A 15,360-nucleotide genomic window follows, 5' to 3' on the forward strand; every position below is an offset into this window, starting at 1 on the left:
AACGGGAAGAACGTCGAGACTCTCCCTCACCCCGGCCGAAACCACGCCTGAACAGCGGAAACTCAGCGCTCACATACGGAAAGACAACGGCTTCTAAGCACCTCCGTTGCCGAAGCTCCCCGGCCGAAGACACGTGGCCCGAACACTCATAATCGGGCCCTTGCGAGCACGATCAGTAACGGGCCGCCACTCTCCGTCACGGCCGGATTCGTTCGAGCGCCGTGTACGTCCGGAAGGACGGCGTGGCACTCACCAGGTCCGACGCGAGGGCGAGGGCGAACACCGCACGAGCGCCGAACTGCGCACCGGCCACGCACGGCTTCCTGCTGCAAGGTGCAGACGACGCCGCCCAGTCCAAGCTCAGCCGGACACCATGAGCGGGGACCACACACCGAACCACTGCTCGGCGCCCCACTCCTCGAACCGTTCCACCTCGGTGAATCCCAGCTTCGCCGCGAGGCGCATCGAGCGCTCGTTGGCGGTCTGGGTGCACAGCACCACCGGCTCGCCGGGAAGCGCGTCAGCGACCCAGCCGAGCGCCGCCGCGCATGCCTCGACGGCATACCCGCATCCCCACGCCTCCGGCAGGAGCACATACCCGAGCTCGGCCTCCCCGGCATCTGGGCGGACATGCCCCGGACGCTCGGCGTCGCGCCGATCGAGCGTGACGGCCCCGATCATCGCTCCGTTGAGATCGATCACGAAAAGGCCGGGGCGCCGCCCGGGCAGTTCAGGCACCTCGCGTTCGAGCTCGTTACGCGGGCGAGGGCCACCGAGGTAGGTGCGCACCTGTGGCGAGGCGAACAACTCGATGAACGCCGTACGGTCCCAGGCCTGCGACTCTCGGAGCACGAGCCGCTCGGTCCTTATCAGGGCAGGTGGCCAGGCAACGGGTCCTAACTCAGTCATGGCGGGCAACCTACCGCACGCCCATTCGCGCGATCCGAAACAGAACATGGTCAGCGCGAAGGGTGAAAGGTTCGTTCGAAGGCAGGGAGGGGCGGCGTCCGCAGGGACCGTCAGCGTTCACGCGATCTGGTCCACCACCAGCGCGTCGTTGCCCACTCGTTGTAGTTGGGCTCCGGCAAGGTGCGGCGCTCGAATTCCTTATCGATAAGCGTGAGCAATCGGCCCAAGTCCCGTCTGGCTCCGGGCGGAAGGTGCAGCATCGCCCACTCCAGGTCATCGCGGGCATCCCCTACCCCGGGCGCATCGAACGCGGAGGCGTCGAGGTAACGTCCGGGCTCCTTGAAAGCCCACTCGAAACACGAGAGTGCTTTGGCGACCGCGTTGGGCCACATCTCCCGGTCTTCGACCTGGCGGATCGCTGCACGAGTCCGCGCGGAGACACCGGGGACCCGCAGAACCGGATACTGCCATCGTGGCCGCCACCGCTCTGCACGGACGGTCTTGGGACGCCTACGCGGCATCGCCCTTTCGGATCAGCATGAGGTCATCCTGCCACGGCTGCGCACCTGCATGCACTGGCTGTGTACCGGTCGCAGCAGGGGTTCCTACCCTCCGGCTCTCGCGCAGCTCCTGGGGAACGTCGGAGTGTTGCCGGAGGAGGATCACTGCGCAGGGGCGGAGGAGGCGTGACGGGCAGGCACGGCGTGAGGAGAATTTTCGCCGCTCATCCCTCCAGGTACTTCAGCACCGCCAGCACTCTGCGGTGCCCGCCCTCCCCCACCGTCAGGCCCAGCTTGGCGAAGATGTGCGCCACGTGCTTTTCCACCGCCCGCTCGGTGACCACGAACCTGTCGGCGATGGCCTGGTTCGCGAGCCCTTGCGCCATCAGTCCCAGCACCTCCCGTTCCCTCGGCGTCAGCCCGTCCAGGGCCGATCCCCGCCGGCTCGCGCCGAAGAGCTGCGAGACGACCTCGGGGTCCAGGGCCGTTCCGCCCAATGCCACCCTGCCGAGCGCGTCCACGAACTCCCCGAGGTCCATGACGCGCTCCTTGAGCAGGTAGCCGACGCCCCCGCTCCCGCTCCCTCCGCTCAGCAACTGCGCCGCGTACTTCGTCTCCACGTACTGGGAGAAGATCAGTACCCCGGTGGCGGGCCGTGTCCGCCGGATCTCGACCGCCGCCCGCAGTCCCTCGTCCGTCTGTGTCGGCGGCATCCGCACGTCGACGACCGCCGCGTCCGGTCCGTGCTCCGCCACCGCCGCCAGCAGCGCGTCCGCGTCGCCCACCGCCGCGACCACCTCCACGCCCCGCATCCCGAGAAGCTGGGCGAGCCCGTCGCGCAGCAGAACGGAATCCTCGGCGATGACGACCCGCAAGGGCGACACTGGTGCAGACATGACGGGATGAACTTCCTCTACTGATACGGCAGGACGACGCGCACCACCGTAGGCCCGCCCACCGGACTGTGGCACTCCAGCATCCCGTCCACCGCCCTGACGCGTCCGAGCAGCCCGGTCAGCCCGCTCCCGGCCCCGACGACCGCCCCGCCGCACCCGTCGTCCCGTACGACGAGGGTCAGCCGCCCCTCTCCCTGCGCCACGTCGACCGCCGCCTCGGTGCCCCGCTGTGCTTGGCCGCGTTGGCGAGCAGTTCGGCCGCACAGAAGTAGGCGATGGCCTCGATCGCCGGGGACGGCCGCTCACCGGCCGCCACCCGCGCCTGAACCCGCAGCGGGCTGTCCGCCGCCAGGGTCGCCAGCGCGGCGTCAAGCCCCTGGTCCAGGACCGGGGGGTGGATGCCCTTGACCAGGCTCCGGAGGTCGGCGACGGCCTGCTTGGCGTTCCCCTGCGCGGTCTCGACGACGGCCAGCACCTGGTCACCCGGAGCTCCTCCCGCCACCATTTCCCTGATCATCGTGAGGTGCATGCCGAGGCCGACGAGCCGGGCCTGTGTACCGTCGTGCAGGTCGCGTTCGATGCGCCGCAGGGTGGCCGCAGCGTCCTCGACGGCCTGGGCGCGGGTCTCCTCCAGGGTGCGGATGCGCCGGTCGGCCGCCCCGGGGCCGAGGAGCGCGCGCAGGACCTCCTCGTACGGGAGGAGGGCCCGCTGTACCAGCCGGGGGGCCAGGGCGAGCAGCAGCGCACCCATCGCCACGACGAGCAACCACCGTGGCCACGAGTCGAGTTGCACGCCGAACAAGGAGAGCGACACCTGGTGTTCGGTGCCGTCGGAGGCATGGACTGTCGTGTAGTTGACGTGCCGGAGGAGCGGGTGGAGGAGGAAGAGCAGTCCGTACACGTAGCCGACGAAGGCGGCTGCCAGACCCGGCAGGGCCACCAGCGGAGCCACGCACACCCAGCCGGCCGCACGCCACGCCTGACGATCGGCGAGCACCGCCCGCCGCCAGCCGAACAGTCCGGGCGCTGCAGGCAGGGCGGGCGGCGGCTCGACCTGTGTCCCCAACAGGCGGCCCGCCAGCGCGCGTTGCGCTGAGGCCAGGTGTGCGGCCCCGCGCAGAGTGCCGGCAAGCAGCCACGGCCCGAGCGCAGTCACAGAGAGTGCCCCGCTCACCAGCAGAGCGACGAGCACGAGAAGCAGGCCGACGAGGGCCAGGACCGGGGCGAGGAGGGCGTGGAGGGCGGCCCGGAAATGACGTTGCACAGTGCCCACTAGATCATTGCCCGCTCGAGCCGTGCCTACGGGAACTGACGGATGATCGGCACCGAAAGCAGCCCGCACACCGCGGCAACCGCGAATGCGAGCCGGAGCGTGCGGCCGAGCCCGCTCCGGTCCCGCCCGAGCAGCCCGGCGGCAAGCCGCGTCTGGAGGACGGTGAAGCCCTTGGCGACCCACGGCGCGAGGAGGAAGAAGCCGACGCCTCCGGTGAGGGCGTGGAACGCCCACGCGCCAGCCATGGTGGGGCCACCCCAGGAGTCCGTGGGGTCATTGCCCGGCCGCAGCGGGTACCCGAGATTGATGGCCGCCAGGAACCAGAAGAAGTACGTCACCACCAGGGCGACCAGATGCACCGGCAGCCCGAGTACGGCATGGGCCACCCCGAGCACCCCAGCCCGCTCCCGTACCTCGAACTCCTCCCTCAGCAACCGCCGCTGCAAGACCAGTTGCACGCGCCCCACCGGCCCGCCGACGAGGGCGAGCGGCAGGCACAGCAACCCCACGAGGAAAGCCAGCAACAGATAGAGCATCCGCCGCCACGTCCGCACCCGGAACGGCTCCCAAAGCACCGCCCGCCACCCCGGAAACCCGCTCCGCGCGGCCGGCCGCCGCGCCCCGTCCTGCTGCTTCGTCCGTGCTGTCCCACCCGCTGCGATGTCCATGACCCCAGCCTGACCGCCACCGGCCCCCAGCACGACCGTGCGGGTACGACACCCAGGGGTGGGGCAAACCGAACCATCGCCCCCTACCCGGCGACCCCGCCGCGGACTTTGCTCAGCCCTCCGCGACCGCGGGATCCATCGAGACGACCTCCCGTCAGGTGTCTTCGCGACTTCGCAAGGTCCGACCGTTCTCCCCCGTACGCGGGCTCTCCCGAAATCCCCAGCGCAGTCCCAGATAGATGAGTACGGTCACCACGCTCGGTCCGAAGAACACCATCGCCATGGAGCCCGTCTCGGCGCTGCCCAGTGCGTACGCCGCAGCGATACCGGTCACGGCAACGGCCAGCAGCCAGGGTGCCAGGAACCTGGTGCGCGCAGCGAGCAGAAGAACGATCGGCCCTGCCCACGTCAGGAGCAGGACAGCGACAGCGAAGGCGATATAGAGGGCGAAGACCATCAGGTCCTCAGTATGAACCCGTGAAAGCCCTACCGTTCCTACGGGCATCGCATCCCGACCCCCCGGACGGAGGTCCCCCTCGGCCACCGGTCGGTGAACTGGTCGTGCCTCAAGCCCTGCGGGTGCGCATTTCCCAAGCGCCACTGAGACCGCACCAGGTAGCCGCTCCTCACTGCGGCCTACACATCGCCCTCCTGCATTGCCGCCCTGTCCTCCGGAGGCAGCCATGCATCCGAAGGCAGGTCAAGCCAGTGGTGCTCCTCTGCGAGACGCCGGACGGTGTCGACGAGGGCGTCGAGCGCCGGATGGTCGAGTCCCGTACGCCAGACCAGGGAGAGGGGCGAGAGGGGCACGGGGTCGCTCAGCAGGCGCAGGGCCATGCCGGGCACTTTGATGAATTCCGTGCTGGCAAGCACCCACCAGCCTCGTTTTCGTACGACGCGCATGAACTCTTCCGGTCCCTCGATCTCGGGGAACTGCTCCGCCAGGTGAATGCCGTACCCGGCGAACAGTTGGCTGGCGAGGTCGGTCCACTCGACAGCGGACTGGTTGCCCGCCGCGGCGTAGAGCGTCCGGCCGGCCAGAGCCTTCAGCGGGATGTGGTCATGTGCACACAGGGCGTGGTCCTCCGGCAGGAGAACGGCCATTCGCTCGAACCGGACTGGGCGGTGGGTGAGGCGCGCGGCCACTGCGGGGGCGAGGCCGGCGAACCGTCCGAACGAAGCGTCGAGGGAGCCGTCGAGGATCTCCTGGGCAGCCCCGGTGAGGCCGCTGTGGAAGCGGGCGACGAGTTCCAGTTCCGGGTGGGTGCGCCGGGTTTCCTCCAGTACCTGGTATCCGGTAGTCACCAGATCCCCGACGTCGACAAGAAGGGGCCGTTGCTTGCGTACCGAGGCCGCGGCGGAGAAGGCTTCGTGCGCTGCGAGTACTTGCCGTGCGTACGGCAGGAGCCGCGCACCTTCGGACGTCAGGCGAACCTGACGGGTGGTCCGTATGAACAGGTCTTCGCCCAGGTCGCGTTCGAGACGGCGGATGTCCCGGCTCAGTGCCTGCTGAGCAACGTACAACCGACTAGCGGCGCGCGTGAAGTGCAGCTCTTCGGCGGTGGCGACGAAGGCACGCAACAATCGGGGATCGAAATCGCGGGACATTCGGGCAATCTACCCTCGCGGACGGTACTGACAACATATGTGCGTGAAAGCGGACGGGACAGGTGTTGGACGCAAACGGCTGCCCCGAACGAGCGTAGAGGCCATGCCCCACTACGAACCCTCCCGATCCGACTCCCCTTCGGCGCCTTGCCCACTGCGGCTGGCGGTCAGCGGACAGATGCTTGTTGCCGCCGCCATGCCCCACCGCGACAACGACTCCGACCACTCGAAACAGCAACCCGCTCGCAGGAGCCGAAACGGCAAGGCCCGTGCCTGGTTCCGCCGCCGACGAATCGCCATCAGATTCCGTTCCCGCCACAGCACCGCAGCGAAAGAACGTGCTCTATCGCCCCTTCCAGTGGGCGGTTCGCGCGGTAGCTGGCCGGTCCCGCCCTCGTCGGCCTCGGTCGGGAGTGCGCCACGGTAATGCGCCGCATCGACCGCCGCGGAAGAGCAGTCAGCTCCGATAGTTGACCTTGGGGGAAGCCACAGCATCGGTGGGGCCGGGCGATGTGCCCGGCACGAGGAGGAACGAGCATGGGACTGCTGACCATCGGGGCGTTCGCGAAAGCGTCCCGCCTGTCAGCGAAGGCACTGCGTCTCTACGACGAGCTCGGACTGGTGACCCCCGCTCGCGTCGAGCCGGTGAGCGGTTATCGCCTGTACGCGCCGGAACAGCTGGACCAGGCCCGGCTGGTGGCCTGGCTCCGGCGTCTGTGGGTGCCGCTGGCCCGCATCCAGCACGTCAGCGCGCTGGACCCGGCTGCGGCGACCCAGGAGATCCGTGCGTTCTGGGCCGAGGTCGAGGCCGACACCGCCGCGCGACGGGACCTCGTTTCCTTCCTCATCGGCCACCTGTCCTGGAAGGACCCCGCAATGTCTCCCAACACCGAGCCCCTGGGCATCCGTTACGCCGCCCTTTCCGACACGGGCCTTGTCCGCGGGAGCAATCAGGACACCGCCTACGCCGGACCCCGCCTGCTCGCCGTCGCCGACGGTTACGGCAGTACGGGAGCCCCGGCGAGCGCTGCCGCCGTCGAGGCGCTCAAGCGCCTCGAAACGGACAGCATCCATGCGGGTGATCTCCTCAACGTCCTCGAAGACGCCATCGAGCAGGCCAAACAGGCCGTCACCGGTGCCGCCGGGACCCACTCATCACTCGCAGAGACAGGCACCACACTCACCGCGATGCTCTGGACCGGCTCACAACTGGCCCTCGTCCACATCGGCGACTCCCGCGTCTACCTCGTACGCGACGGAAAGATGTTCCAGATCACCCACGACCACACCATGGTGCAATCAATGGTCGACGAAGGACGACTCACGCCGGAGGAAGCCGTCTCCCACCCCCAGCGGGCGCTGCTGCTACGAGCCCTGGGCCAAGGAACCGACGCCACCTACGACATGCGCCTGCACGATGCTCAGCTGGGAGACCGGTACCTGCTCTGCTCCGACGGCCTGTCGACCGTAGTGCAGCCCGAAGCAATCCGGCGGGTGCTCTCCGAGATCAGCGAGCCCGAGCAGGCCGTCCGCGAACTCATCGCCCTCGCCAATGGCTGCGGCAGCCCCGACAACGTCAGCTGCGTGGTCGCCGACGTCCTGGAGCTCCAGCAGTAGGAGCGAACGGCATGCACTTCGAGCTGCACCAGATCCGCGCTCAGGAGCTCATCCGTGAAGCCGACGAGTACCGGCTCGCCCAACAAGCCAGGACGGTCGAGCCGACACCCCGATCCATGGCGGCCAGCACCTCGCAACCGACTCCACGGCGCCTGCTGGCCTGGCTGCGCGGGTGAACGACCACGCTGCCTACGGTCGAGCGGGACACCAACCGCCAACCCGTCCCGCACAACCGTAGGCAGCGCAGGCCAGAGCATCACCCTGCCCCAGAATTATCTGGGACAGGACACGAGACAGTCCCCAGCGGGCTGTGCGGCGGCCGGGGAGGGTCCGGTGAGGCGGTCCAGTCGCGTATCGAGGGCCCTACGAGCCGGACGCGAGTCGTCGGAGGGCATCGTCAGCGGTCGATCGAGGGGATCTGGTCCAGCCCGCTCTCGCGCAGCAGCTGCTGAATGCTGTCGTCCAGGGTACTGGTCGCACCGATGACGCTCTCGACGCCGTCGGGCAGCAGATCCTTCTCCCAGTACCAGTCGCTGAGATGATCGGGGGTGACGTGGGTGAGGTACTCGGCATCCGGCTTCGTCGCATGCCGCCGCACCGTCTCCTCGTACGGCACGTCGAGGTAGTAGCAACGCGAGACACCACGATGAGCACGCACCAGATTCTGGAGCATGGGGCCGTAGCGGTCGGCGTACAGGATGCCTTCGACGACGACGTGGAAACCGTTGTCCAGGGCGTAGCGGGCGGTAAGGTCGATCAGGCCGATGTTGGCGCCACCAGGCCGGTCGCGTTCGCGCAGCACGGTCCGGCGCAGGTTGTCCTGGCCGACGATCGCGAGGTTGCGTCCGAACTGCTCGCGCAGCCCAGCCGCTACGGACGACTTCCCCGAGGCACTGTTGCCCCGGACCACGATCAAGCGCGTGTCCTTGGTACCTACGGTGCCGGGCGCGGAGGGTGTCACGCGGTCACGCCCCCCGGGCCGGGTTCGCGCAGCGAAGCCAAGTAGCCGTTGCTCTCGGTCACCCCACCGCCGGGGACCGCCCCAAGGGCGGCGTCGACGGATACGCGGGGAGGATTCCGACGCTGAGGCTGCTCCAGGCTCTTGTTGGCCTCCTTGACCACGCCTTTCGCCCACGTGTCGATCTCACGCTTGCTGATTCCGCTGCGGGCCACGTGCGCTCCTGTCTCAGGTACTCCAGCCAAGGCTACGGACAGGATCCGACAACGGCCGTGCCCTCCGCCGGGGCGCCAAGGGGATGTGGGACTCCGTTGGCGTACTGGTGCGTATCCGGGCACCGCTGTAGGCGTTGTGGAGGTCATGACTCTCCCCCAGACCACTCCACCCGCGCACGGTGCTGCAGAGAACACCGGCCCGCTGCTGCCCTTGCTCACCCTCTCCGAAAGCCATGACCTGCTGCGTCTGCTGCAGGTTATCGCTGCCGAGGACGACGAACTCGCCGAGGAAGCGCACTGGTTTGCCCAGCAGCTCACCTCCCGCATCCCACCGGAACCCGCCGGCTAGGACGCCGCGGGGGCGATGTGTGTGCACGACCCCATGCCATGGACCGGGCCGGGCGCACACGCGGACTCCTGACCGTGCCGTTCGTGGCGGCCCCCTGCGCCCAGCTCCGGGTCCACTGTCGCGAAGTCCTCTTGTTCGTCGGGGTGTTGTAGCTCATCTTGGGCGGGTAGTGACGTGTCCGCAGGGGCATGTCGTGGTGCTGAGGGCGGGGGCGGCTTTTGTCGAACGGGCGGGTACGGCTCAGTGGCGGGTCGGCGTGGCAGACCGATTTCCGGCGTCGGACTACCGGACGTCCGGCCCTGAGCGCGATGGACATCGCGACGATCCGGCGGGGCCTGAACGGCACGCTCACCGAACTGCAGCGGGCGATCGAGCGGTTCGATGTGGTGGTGGCGGCGGAGTTGTTCGAGTGGGCGTGGCACCAGGCTTCTCAGGCTCCACCGCGCGAGACCCTCGAGCAGCGGGTGCAGCTGAGGGATCTCAAGGCGGTGCTGGGCTCTCGCCGGTGGCGAGAGGAGGAGTCGCGCCGCGCCGCCCAAGCCACTCCTTCACAACCGGCCCCGGGCGTGCCGCGCCCCCCAAGGCGCACCAGGCCCGCCTCCGCTGAACCAGTTCCCGCTGTCCGGCCGAGGGCTGTTGGATCATCCCGTGGCCCCGCTTCCGCCAGGCAGGCCGCACAGGCGCAGTCTGCGCACGCGATGCGGAGGGAGCCGCGGAATCCGGGCGGCCGCAGCACTCCGCCGGTGCCTCCTGCGGAAGTGACTGCGGGTCCGCAGCCCGGGCACCGGGGGTTGCTGGAAGCGGGACGGCTCGCGGAGTTCGCAACCGATCTGCGGCCCCTGCTCGAACAGACCGCCCGAGCTGGGGCCACCACGACCTGGGCTGCACTGCGCAAGCGTCTGTCCAAGCTGCCTCGTCTGCAGCGCGAGGACGAGAGCGTCCTGTTGTGGCTCGTCGACGACGACCGCGACCACGGAGAGCCACTGCTGTCAGCCCTGGTCACGGTCGGCAATCGGGAGATGCACCCGCGCTTCCCTGCCATCGCCGAACAGCTCGGTGTCCGAGCCGGACACACCTTGGCACAGCAGCGCTCCACGTGGAGCTGGGAGGTGCTGAAGACACATCAGTACTGGCGTCACCGCCACTGACCGGCCCCAGCAGCTTGTTGCTCACCGTGCTCCTCCCCCTCGGTAATGGATGGTGCCCATCCGATCTTTCCGCCCCGGCCCGGTAGCCGACAAGACGTCCCCCGGCCGCTGAGCCGCGCGCCGGCTACCGGCGGCGGCCGAACAATCGGCGGTTCTTCTTCGCCTCCGCTTCGGCCGCCTCCCTGACCGCGGCTTCCTCCGCCAAGCGGCGCGCGGCCTTCTCCGCCCTCACTCGTTCATGGTGTTCGTCCAGGCACGGCCCGCACAGCTCATCCCCCTCGCTGTGCCAATTCGACTGCCGGGTCGACTGCCAGCGGTCGTCGGTGAACTTCGTGCCGCAGCGGGTGCACACCGGCCGCTGCGCCTCCCGCGCCGCAGCCTCACGCTCTTCCTGCCGCCGGCGGGCCTCCTTCCACTGCACCGCGTACAGCCGGTCGCCGTCGGGGTTGTCCAAAGCCTCGCCCAGCGTCTGCCACTCATCCTCATCGCGCCCGAGCCTGCGCCACACCTTCCCCGCCGCCCCCTCCGCATCGGCCGTGATCCGCTCCAGCTCTGTGACGACCACGGGCACCGCCTGGTGGTAGTCGACGGCCGTGATGCCCGAGGCGCGGCCCGAGTACGGCTCCCCGGCGAAGTAGCGGCGGGCGGCCTCTTCCAGCCGTCGCATCCGGCTGGCCCGCTGCGCCTTCGTCTTGCCCGTGAACACGAACGCGAGGGGCACGTAGCCCTCGTGGCCGGTCGCCGGGTAGATCCGCGACCACAGCCTAAAGTCATGCACTTTGGCTCCCCCGTAGGAGCGGGCCGCCCGCTCGTGGTCCTTGTCGGCCTTCGGCGCCAGGAGCTCGAACCACTCGCTGTAGCGGCGCACCTTGGCCACCAGCACGTCCACGGGCTCGTTCACGCGGTCGACCTCCAGGAGCATCGCGGGCACCCCGGCGTCCGGGGCCCGCATCGTCAGGTCGGCGTACTGGGTGTACCCGTACGGGAGGCGGTGGCCAATCTCGGTCTGCCAGGACAGCGGCGTGCCAAAGCCGGCGCCGGTGAGGACGGCTGCGGTCATCGTGACGGCGGCCGCGTGTGCGTCGAAGCCCTCGCCGGTGACCGGCTCGCCCTCGTCGTCGAACTCGCGCTTGCGCAGCGCGGAGACCCGCACGGTTTTCGGCAGCAGCTGCCTGGCTTCCTTGTGTCCTCGCTCGGTGAGCACCCACAGCTGATGGCCCGACTCCAGCCGCGTCTCCACCCGAACCTTCCCGTCGTCCTTGAGGGCGTTGAGGGTGTCCCTCGTGATCCGGTCGTGGCTGTCTCCGGGGCGCAGCATCCGCCACAGGTGTTCCGCGGTAGCCCTCTGGAAGACCCCGAGAGCCTTCAGCACTTCCTTCTTCCGGGTGTGGGTGGGCTTCCATGTCTGCTTCAAAGACTTAGAAGGGTTGTCGAACGCAGCTGAGGCCCTGTTCTTGCGGGGTTGACCTGCGGATACGCGCCGGGCGGGCGAAGAGGCCGTGGAGGGGGCAACGGAGGGGTCCGTGGAGGGGGCCTGCGGGACCTGGTCGACGTCCTCGGAAGGCCGGCGACCGAGGGCGGCGCTGTCCTCGTGGGCGGGGTCGGGCGTGGGTTCGGTCGGCACGGTGTCCTCGGTTTCTCCGGCCTGCGGGCCGGGTCGGTGGTCGTCCGGCCCGTGCGCGGATCTGCGCTCGGGCCGGAGCCACCGTGAGGAAGCACCCCTTGTCCGCTGTCTGACGCGCAGCACCGATCGGTGCCTGCTGTGCCCTAGAAACGCCTCGCCCTTGGCGATTTATCCGTGACTGACGCCACAGGCAGAGCTCCCGCCCCGACTCCGTCCTCTGTCCAGGGCGGAGACTTCTCCCCCCTCGGGCGCCGTCCCGTTCCGGTCGGAGGCGACCCCTTTCCAACCTGGTCAAGGAACGATGCACCGGCCTGGCCCCGGTGGCGGGCATCGGATGCTGTGCACTCTCCATCGCGATGTCGTGCACTCCCGAGACGATGCAGGGCACTCCCACCGCAATGTCGCGCATCGGATGCCGTGCATCGTCCGGGCATCGGATGCGGTGGCGGGCATCGGGTGCGGTCCACTCTGCACGATGGCATCCACTCCCGGGCCGGTGGTGCGCATCGCGGTGCGCGCGCGCACTGTCGGTGCGGTGGCGCGCAGCCGGGTGCGGACCGGTGCGCGCACCGTCGGCGCGGCCGTGGGGATGGTGCGCGCACCGACCGTCCTGTGGTGCGCATCGTGGCGCGCGGCGCGTTTCTGGGCAGCGCGTGACGGCTCCGCCGCAAGGGCCCGGAACAAGCGAAGTCCCCATATCACACACCCCCTTGACCTCGGTCCCCCCGATTTCCCAAATGCGCACCGTCCCGCCCGGGAGCGCAGCACCAGGGTGCCGTCGCCCGGGGCGGCGCCGGGAGCGGCCGTCGGGGCCGAAGATCTGGCCCGACCGTGCGTTCGGCCCTCCGCGGCCGGCAAGGACGAAACCGCCGCCCGGGAGAACATCGAAGGCAACCGGGTCCACAGCCACCCCGTACAGGGCCCGTTCACGGACCTTGCCCTGGTCGCTGATGACGACGACGGCGTCAAAGGGCAGTTGCACGGGTGCCGGCACGTCCCGGCCCGACCGCCTGTGAGGGAAACGGGCGTCGGGGCAGATCAGCCAGAGAGCCCGGCCCCACGCATCGACCGTGGAGGCCAGCACCTTCCGTTCGTCGTGCTGCCGAGGCAACAGTGCGTAAGGACGCAGTGCCCACCTTCGTCAAGAAGATCACCTCGCGGGCGAAGGAATGCAACACCTCCATGATCACACGCACGTACGCACCGATGCCCGTGTCGTGCGAGCAGGACGGCAGGGACGGCGGCGGGGAGCATCCTCCGAAACCGGCCCCGGTAGGAGACCGGCTTCAGGCTGTTCGGTCGGATCTTGCGAGGCTTGTCATACTCCCCGAATGGAGATGCAAGCCGAGGAGGCAGCGCGGCGTTGGCTGGCCGGTCAGGGCGTCAGTCAGGTGCGCGACGGGTGGGTGAGCGACGAGGAGCCGGATGCGGTGCTCACCGCCAACCAGGTGGCGCACTCCTGGGCCGGTGAGGTGTTCGCCGAAGACCTGGATGCGGCCGATCAGGTGCGGTTGGCTTTCGGGCTGCTGGACCTTCTCGACGAGTACTGGGTTACGTGCGAGATCCGGTTCGCGAACGGGGGTGGTGAGGCTTCCCTGCCGGCCGATGTGCTGTGGGGCCACTACCGTCAGCGGCTGGAGGCCGACCGGGACGCCGAGGCTGTGACCTACTCGCTGTGGGTGGACTGGTTCGAGGACCACGGCACGTCCGCGACGGCGTTCACCGAGGTTCTCGGTAACGACATCGACCGGGTGGTGGCCGAGCGATCGGAAGCTTTGCTCCGCCGAGCACGTCGGGTTCTGGAGTGTTCGGGACCGGTGCGCTGGACGGTGAAGGAGCTGACGTACCGCACGGCCATGCGGCTTCCTGCTCTGCACTCGGCCGTCTTCGGCGGCCTCCTGGCGAGCTTTCACGACGTCTACGGCGACCTTGAGCCGGCTGCCGCACTGACCCTCCTCAGCCGACTGGAGATCCCTACGAACACCCAGCACCTTGCCGAACTACGCCACGTACTTGCCGCAGGGCACAAGAACCACTACGGCAGCCCTGGTGCCTGGGACAATGCGGTTCGCTCCTGCTCCTGAGTCGCTTGCCTGGCAGACCAGAAAAATGCCAGCACCGTGCCGTCCGGCCAGGTAGATGGCTGCGGTCTCCTCGAAGCGCGTGGCGATGCCCCGCCACTGGTCGAAACGGCCCAGGGCAGCGGGCCGGGCACCCTGCCGGGCCGCGGGAAAAGGCGCCCGTCATGAACCGCTCCCGCGTAAAGCGTCCGCCCGCCCCGAGCCGAGCGCGGAGCCAAGGAGGGACGGCTTCTCAGCTCACTGCTGCTGCCCGTGTGCACCCGAGCACTCAACAGCCACCCGGATTAGGGCGGAGACCACTCCTGGAACGATGATCCATGCAGGAAGACCACCGTCCGCTGCTCCTCCGCAGACACCCACAAGCACCGCGGACACGGTCAGCGACATATGGACTGCTGCGACCCCCAGCCCCAGGAAGCGACGGGAAGGGAACAGCCAGGCAAGCGCAGTCCAGAGCAGGGAGATCAGAACCCATAACGGGAGCAGCAGCAACACCGGTTTCCCCTCGATCACCGAACCCACGGGGCCGTCTGCGGGTCTGAGAGCCTCCGGGAAATGGAGGGTCAGGTTCCGGAAGCCGACGATCCCAGCCGCCCTTCGCGCAGTCTACGGCCGGGGGACCAGGCCGAGGGAGTCTGCAGCCCGGCCTCACGGCGCGACAACCGCACCCGCATCACGGGCGCGGAGCAAACTGGGTGCAGACAAGGTGAGTGGGCCCGTGAAAACGGAAACCGACGATGCATCAGCGCCTGCAAGGAACTCTGTCGGGCCGGACAGGGCCCGGTGGCCGCTGTCGTTGCTGGAGAGTGCGCCCCGCCCAGGACAACGACGTTCGCGGGCCGGTGCAGGGAGCTTTGGGCCGCCCAGAAAGGTGAAGGTGGCCCCGCGTACGTACCGGGAAACGCGGGGCCACCGGTGCTTCGTCCTGTCGGGAACGCGCACTCACGACCGTACGGCCACACCCGCCCACCCGCACCCGGACGGGGCGCCGTGCGCACGCGTTTGGGTGATGACCAGTCAGGGACCGTGGCTCGCTACTTCATGCGTCGTGGCGTCGGCCGCACGGACAACCCGGGCAACGTCGCGCAGCACCCGGGACGGCATCGGCACACCATCAGCACGTCACCTCGGCCCGGATCCGCAGCGCGTAGGTGGTGGCGCTGGGGGCGTACCCGGCAGATTGCGTGCGGCCACGCCTCCCTTGCGGGGGTCTGGTCGGGTCGCGCCGTTGGCGGCCGTGTCGTAGACAGAGATCATGAGTGAGCACCAGGCGTCCTGGCATCCCGGTGAGATCGTGCCCGCCAGCGGTATCTACGCGTGCGACTGCGGCAGTGAACACCACTGGAGCACCGATGTGAAGGGGCATCGCTTCCCTCCCCTGCCCGCAGGCTGCTCCGGGGAGTCCTGGACCCTGCACAAGCCCGCGCACCCCGAGAACTCCGACGGCTGACCGTGCCCACGTCCTGAACGGGAACACGGCCACGCTGCCGTACCCGCCGAGCCGCCCGCGCGTG

At 69.0% G+C, this 15,360-nt stretch carries 16 protein-coding genes; 6 read left to right on the forward strand and 10 right to left on the reverse strand.

What is annotated here, in order from left to right:
• Positions 1-360: 360 nt before the first annotated feature.
• From HNQ79_RS31170 to HNQ79_RS31200, 7 genes are all read right to left on the reverse strand, one after another.
• A complete protein-coding gene (locus HNQ79_RS31170; protein WP_185036341.1) occupies positions 361-909 on the reverse strand; it encodes a GNAT family N-acetyltransferase in 549 nt (182 codons plus the stop codon).
• Between the two features lie 724 nt (positions 910-1,633).
• Positions 1,634-2,305: a response regulator gene (locus HNQ79_RS31175; protein ID WP_308437372.1), complete on the reverse strand. Its 672-nt coding sequence runs from the start codon at positions 2,303-2,305 to the stop codon at positions 1,634-1,636.
• Positions 2,306-2,322: 17 nt separating this feature from the next.
• A complete protein-coding gene (locus tag HNQ79_RS31180; protein WP_185036342.1) occupies positions 2,323-2,508 on the reverse strand; it encodes a sensor histidine kinase in 186 nt (61 codons plus the stop codon).
• On the reverse strand, positions 2,484-3,569 hold the full coding sequence (locus HNQ79_RS34665; protein WP_185036343.1) for a sensor histidine kinase: 1,086 nt from the start codon (positions 3,567-3,569) through the stop codon (positions 2,484-2,486). Before HNQ79_RS34665 ends, HNQ79_RS31180 begins: the two co-directional genes overlap by 25 nt.
• Before the next feature lie 35 nt (positions 3,570-3,604).
• Entirely contained in the window at positions 3,605-4,246 is a 642-nt protein-coding gene (locus tag HNQ79_RS31190; RefSeq protein ID WP_185036344.1) for a sensor domain-containing protein, read from the reverse strand.
• 154 nt (positions 4,247-4,400) lie between these two features.
• Entirely contained in the window at positions 4,401-4,703 is a 303-nt protein-coding gene (locus HNQ79_RS31195) for a hypothetical protein (RefSeq protein WP_185036345.1), read from the reverse strand.
• Between the two features lie 179 nt (positions 4,704-4,882).
• On the reverse strand, positions 4,883-5,854 hold the full coding sequence (locus tag HNQ79_RS31200) for a LysR family transcriptional regulator (protein ID WP_185036346.1): 972 nt from the start codon (positions 5,852-5,854) through the stop codon (positions 4,883-4,885).
• Between the two features lie 537 nt (positions 5,855-6,391).
• On the opposite strand from HNQ79_RS31200, the gene HNQ79_RS31205 reads away from it, so the two are divergent.
• Both HNQ79_RS31205 and HNQ79_RS31210 read left to right on the forward strand, forming a co-directional pair.
• Positions 6,392-7,471 carry a protein phosphatase 2C domain-containing protein gene (locus HNQ79_RS31205; protein WP_185036347.1) on the forward strand — a complete coding sequence of 360 codons (1,080 nt, stop codon included), beginning with the start codon at positions 6,392-6,394 and terminating at the stop codon, positions 7,469-7,471.
• A gap of 11 nt (positions 7,472-7,482) precedes the next feature.
• Positions 7,483-7,647, forward strand: coding sequence for a hypothetical protein (locus HNQ79_RS31210; RefSeq protein ID WP_185036348.1), 165 nt, complete (start codon positions 7,483-7,485; stop codon positions 7,645-7,647).
• Positions 7,648-7,868: 221 nt separating this feature from the next.
• Here the strand turns inward: HNQ79_RS31210 and HNQ79_RS31215 are convergent, their stop codons facing one another.
• Both HNQ79_RS31215 and HNQ79_RS31220 read right to left on the reverse strand, forming a co-directional pair.
• On the reverse strand, positions 7,869-8,432 hold the full coding sequence (locus HNQ79_RS31215) for an AAA family ATPase (RefSeq protein WP_185036349.1): 564 nt from the start codon (positions 8,430-8,432) through the stop codon (positions 7,869-7,871).
• On the reverse strand, positions 8,429-8,644 hold the full coding sequence (locus tag HNQ79_RS31220) for a hypothetical protein (RefSeq protein ID WP_185036350.1): 216 nt from the start codon (positions 8,642-8,644) through the stop codon (positions 8,429-8,431). The genes HNQ79_RS31215 and HNQ79_RS31220 overlap by 4 nt, the downstream gene beginning before the upstream one ends.
• A 145-nt stretch (positions 8,645-8,789) precedes the next feature.
• Here HNQ79_RS31220 and HNQ79_RS31225 point away from each other — a divergent pair, with 145 nt between their 5' ends.
• Both HNQ79_RS31225 and HNQ79_RS31230 read left to right on the forward strand, forming a co-directional pair.
• Complete coding sequence (locus tag HNQ79_RS31225) at positions 8,790-8,993, forward strand: DUF6417 family protein (RefSeq protein WP_185036351.1); 204 nt, start codon at positions 8,790-8,792, stop codon at positions 8,991-8,993.
• A 758-nt stretch (positions 8,994-9,751) separates the two neighbouring features.
• Positions 9,752-10,141 (forward strand): hypothetical protein, encoded by a 390-nt coding sequence (locus HNQ79_RS31230; protein WP_185036352.1) that lies wholly within the window; start codon positions 9,752-9,754, stop codon positions 10,139-10,141.
• A 124-nt stretch (positions 10,142-10,265) separates the two neighbouring features.
• Here HNQ79_RS31230 and HNQ79_RS31235 read toward each other — a convergent pair whose 3' ends face one another.
• On the reverse strand, positions 10,266-11,555 hold the full coding sequence (locus HNQ79_RS31235) for a replication-relaxation family protein (protein ID WP_229923753.1): 1,290 nt from the start codon (positions 11,553-11,555) through the stop codon (positions 10,266-10,268).
• Between the two features lie 1,541 nt (positions 11,556-13,096).
• Between HNQ79_RS31235 and HNQ79_RS31240 the strand changes: the two genes are divergently transcribed.
• A complete protein-coding gene (locus HNQ79_RS31240) occupies positions 13,097-13,849 on the forward strand; it encodes a hypothetical protein (protein ID WP_185036353.1) in 753 nt (250 codons plus the stop codon).
• Positions 13,850-15,101: 1,252 nt separating this feature from the next.
• Complete coding sequence (locus HNQ79_RS31245; RefSeq protein WP_185036354.1) at positions 15,102-15,296, forward strand: hypothetical protein; 195 nt, start codon at positions 15,102-15,104, stop codon at positions 15,294-15,296.
• Positions 15,297-15,360: the final 64 nt, after the last annotated feature.

The sequence above is a fragment of the Streptomyces candidus genome, from assembly GCF_014207445.1.
Lineage (GTDB): Bacteria > Actinomycetota > Actinomycetes > Streptomycetales > Streptomycetaceae > Streptomyces > Streptomyces candidus.

Bases quoted from the DNA above. Each gene is read 5' to 3' on its own strand.
- HNQ79_RS31205 (WP_185036347.1), top strand. From the start codon at position 6,392: ATGGGACTGCTGACCATCGGGGCGTTCGCGAAAGCGTCCCGCCTGTCA.
- HNQ79_RS31245 (WP_185036354.1), top strand. From the start codon at position 15,102: ATGAGTGAGCACCAGGCGTCCTGGCATCCCGGTGAGATCGTGCCCGCC.
- HNQ79_RS31225 (WP_185036351.1), top strand. From the start codon at position 8,790: ATGACTCTCCCCCAGACCACTCCACCCGCGCACGGTGCTGCAGAGAAC.
- HNQ79_RS31195 (WP_185036345.1), bottom strand. From the start codon at position 4,703: ATGGTCTTCGCCCTCTATATCGCCTTCGCTGTCGCTGTCCTGCTCCTG.
- HNQ79_RS31170 (WP_185036341.1), bottom strand. From the start codon at position 909: ATGACTGAGTTAGGACCCGTTGCCTGGCCACCTGCCCTGATAAGGACC.
- HNQ79_RS31240 (WP_185036353.1), top strand. From the start codon at position 13,097: ATGGAGATGCAAGCCGAGGAGGCAGCGCGGCGTTGGCTGGCCGGTCAG.
- HNQ79_RS31210 (WP_185036348.1), top strand. From the start codon at position 7,483: ATGCACTTCGAGCTGCACCAGATCCGCGCTCAGGAGCTCATCCGTGAA.
- HNQ79_RS31190 (WP_185036344.1), bottom strand. From the start codon at position 4,246: ATGGACATCGCAGCGGGTGGGACAGCACGGACGAAGCAGCAGGACGGG.
- HNQ79_RS31200 (WP_185036346.1), bottom strand. From the start codon at position 5,854: ATGTCCCGCGATTTCGATCCCCGATTGTTGCGTGCCTTCGTCGCCACC.
- HNQ79_RS31175 (WP_308437372.1), bottom strand. From the start codon at position 2,305: ATGTCTGCACCAGTGTCGCCCTTGCGGGTCGTCATCGCCGAGGATTCC.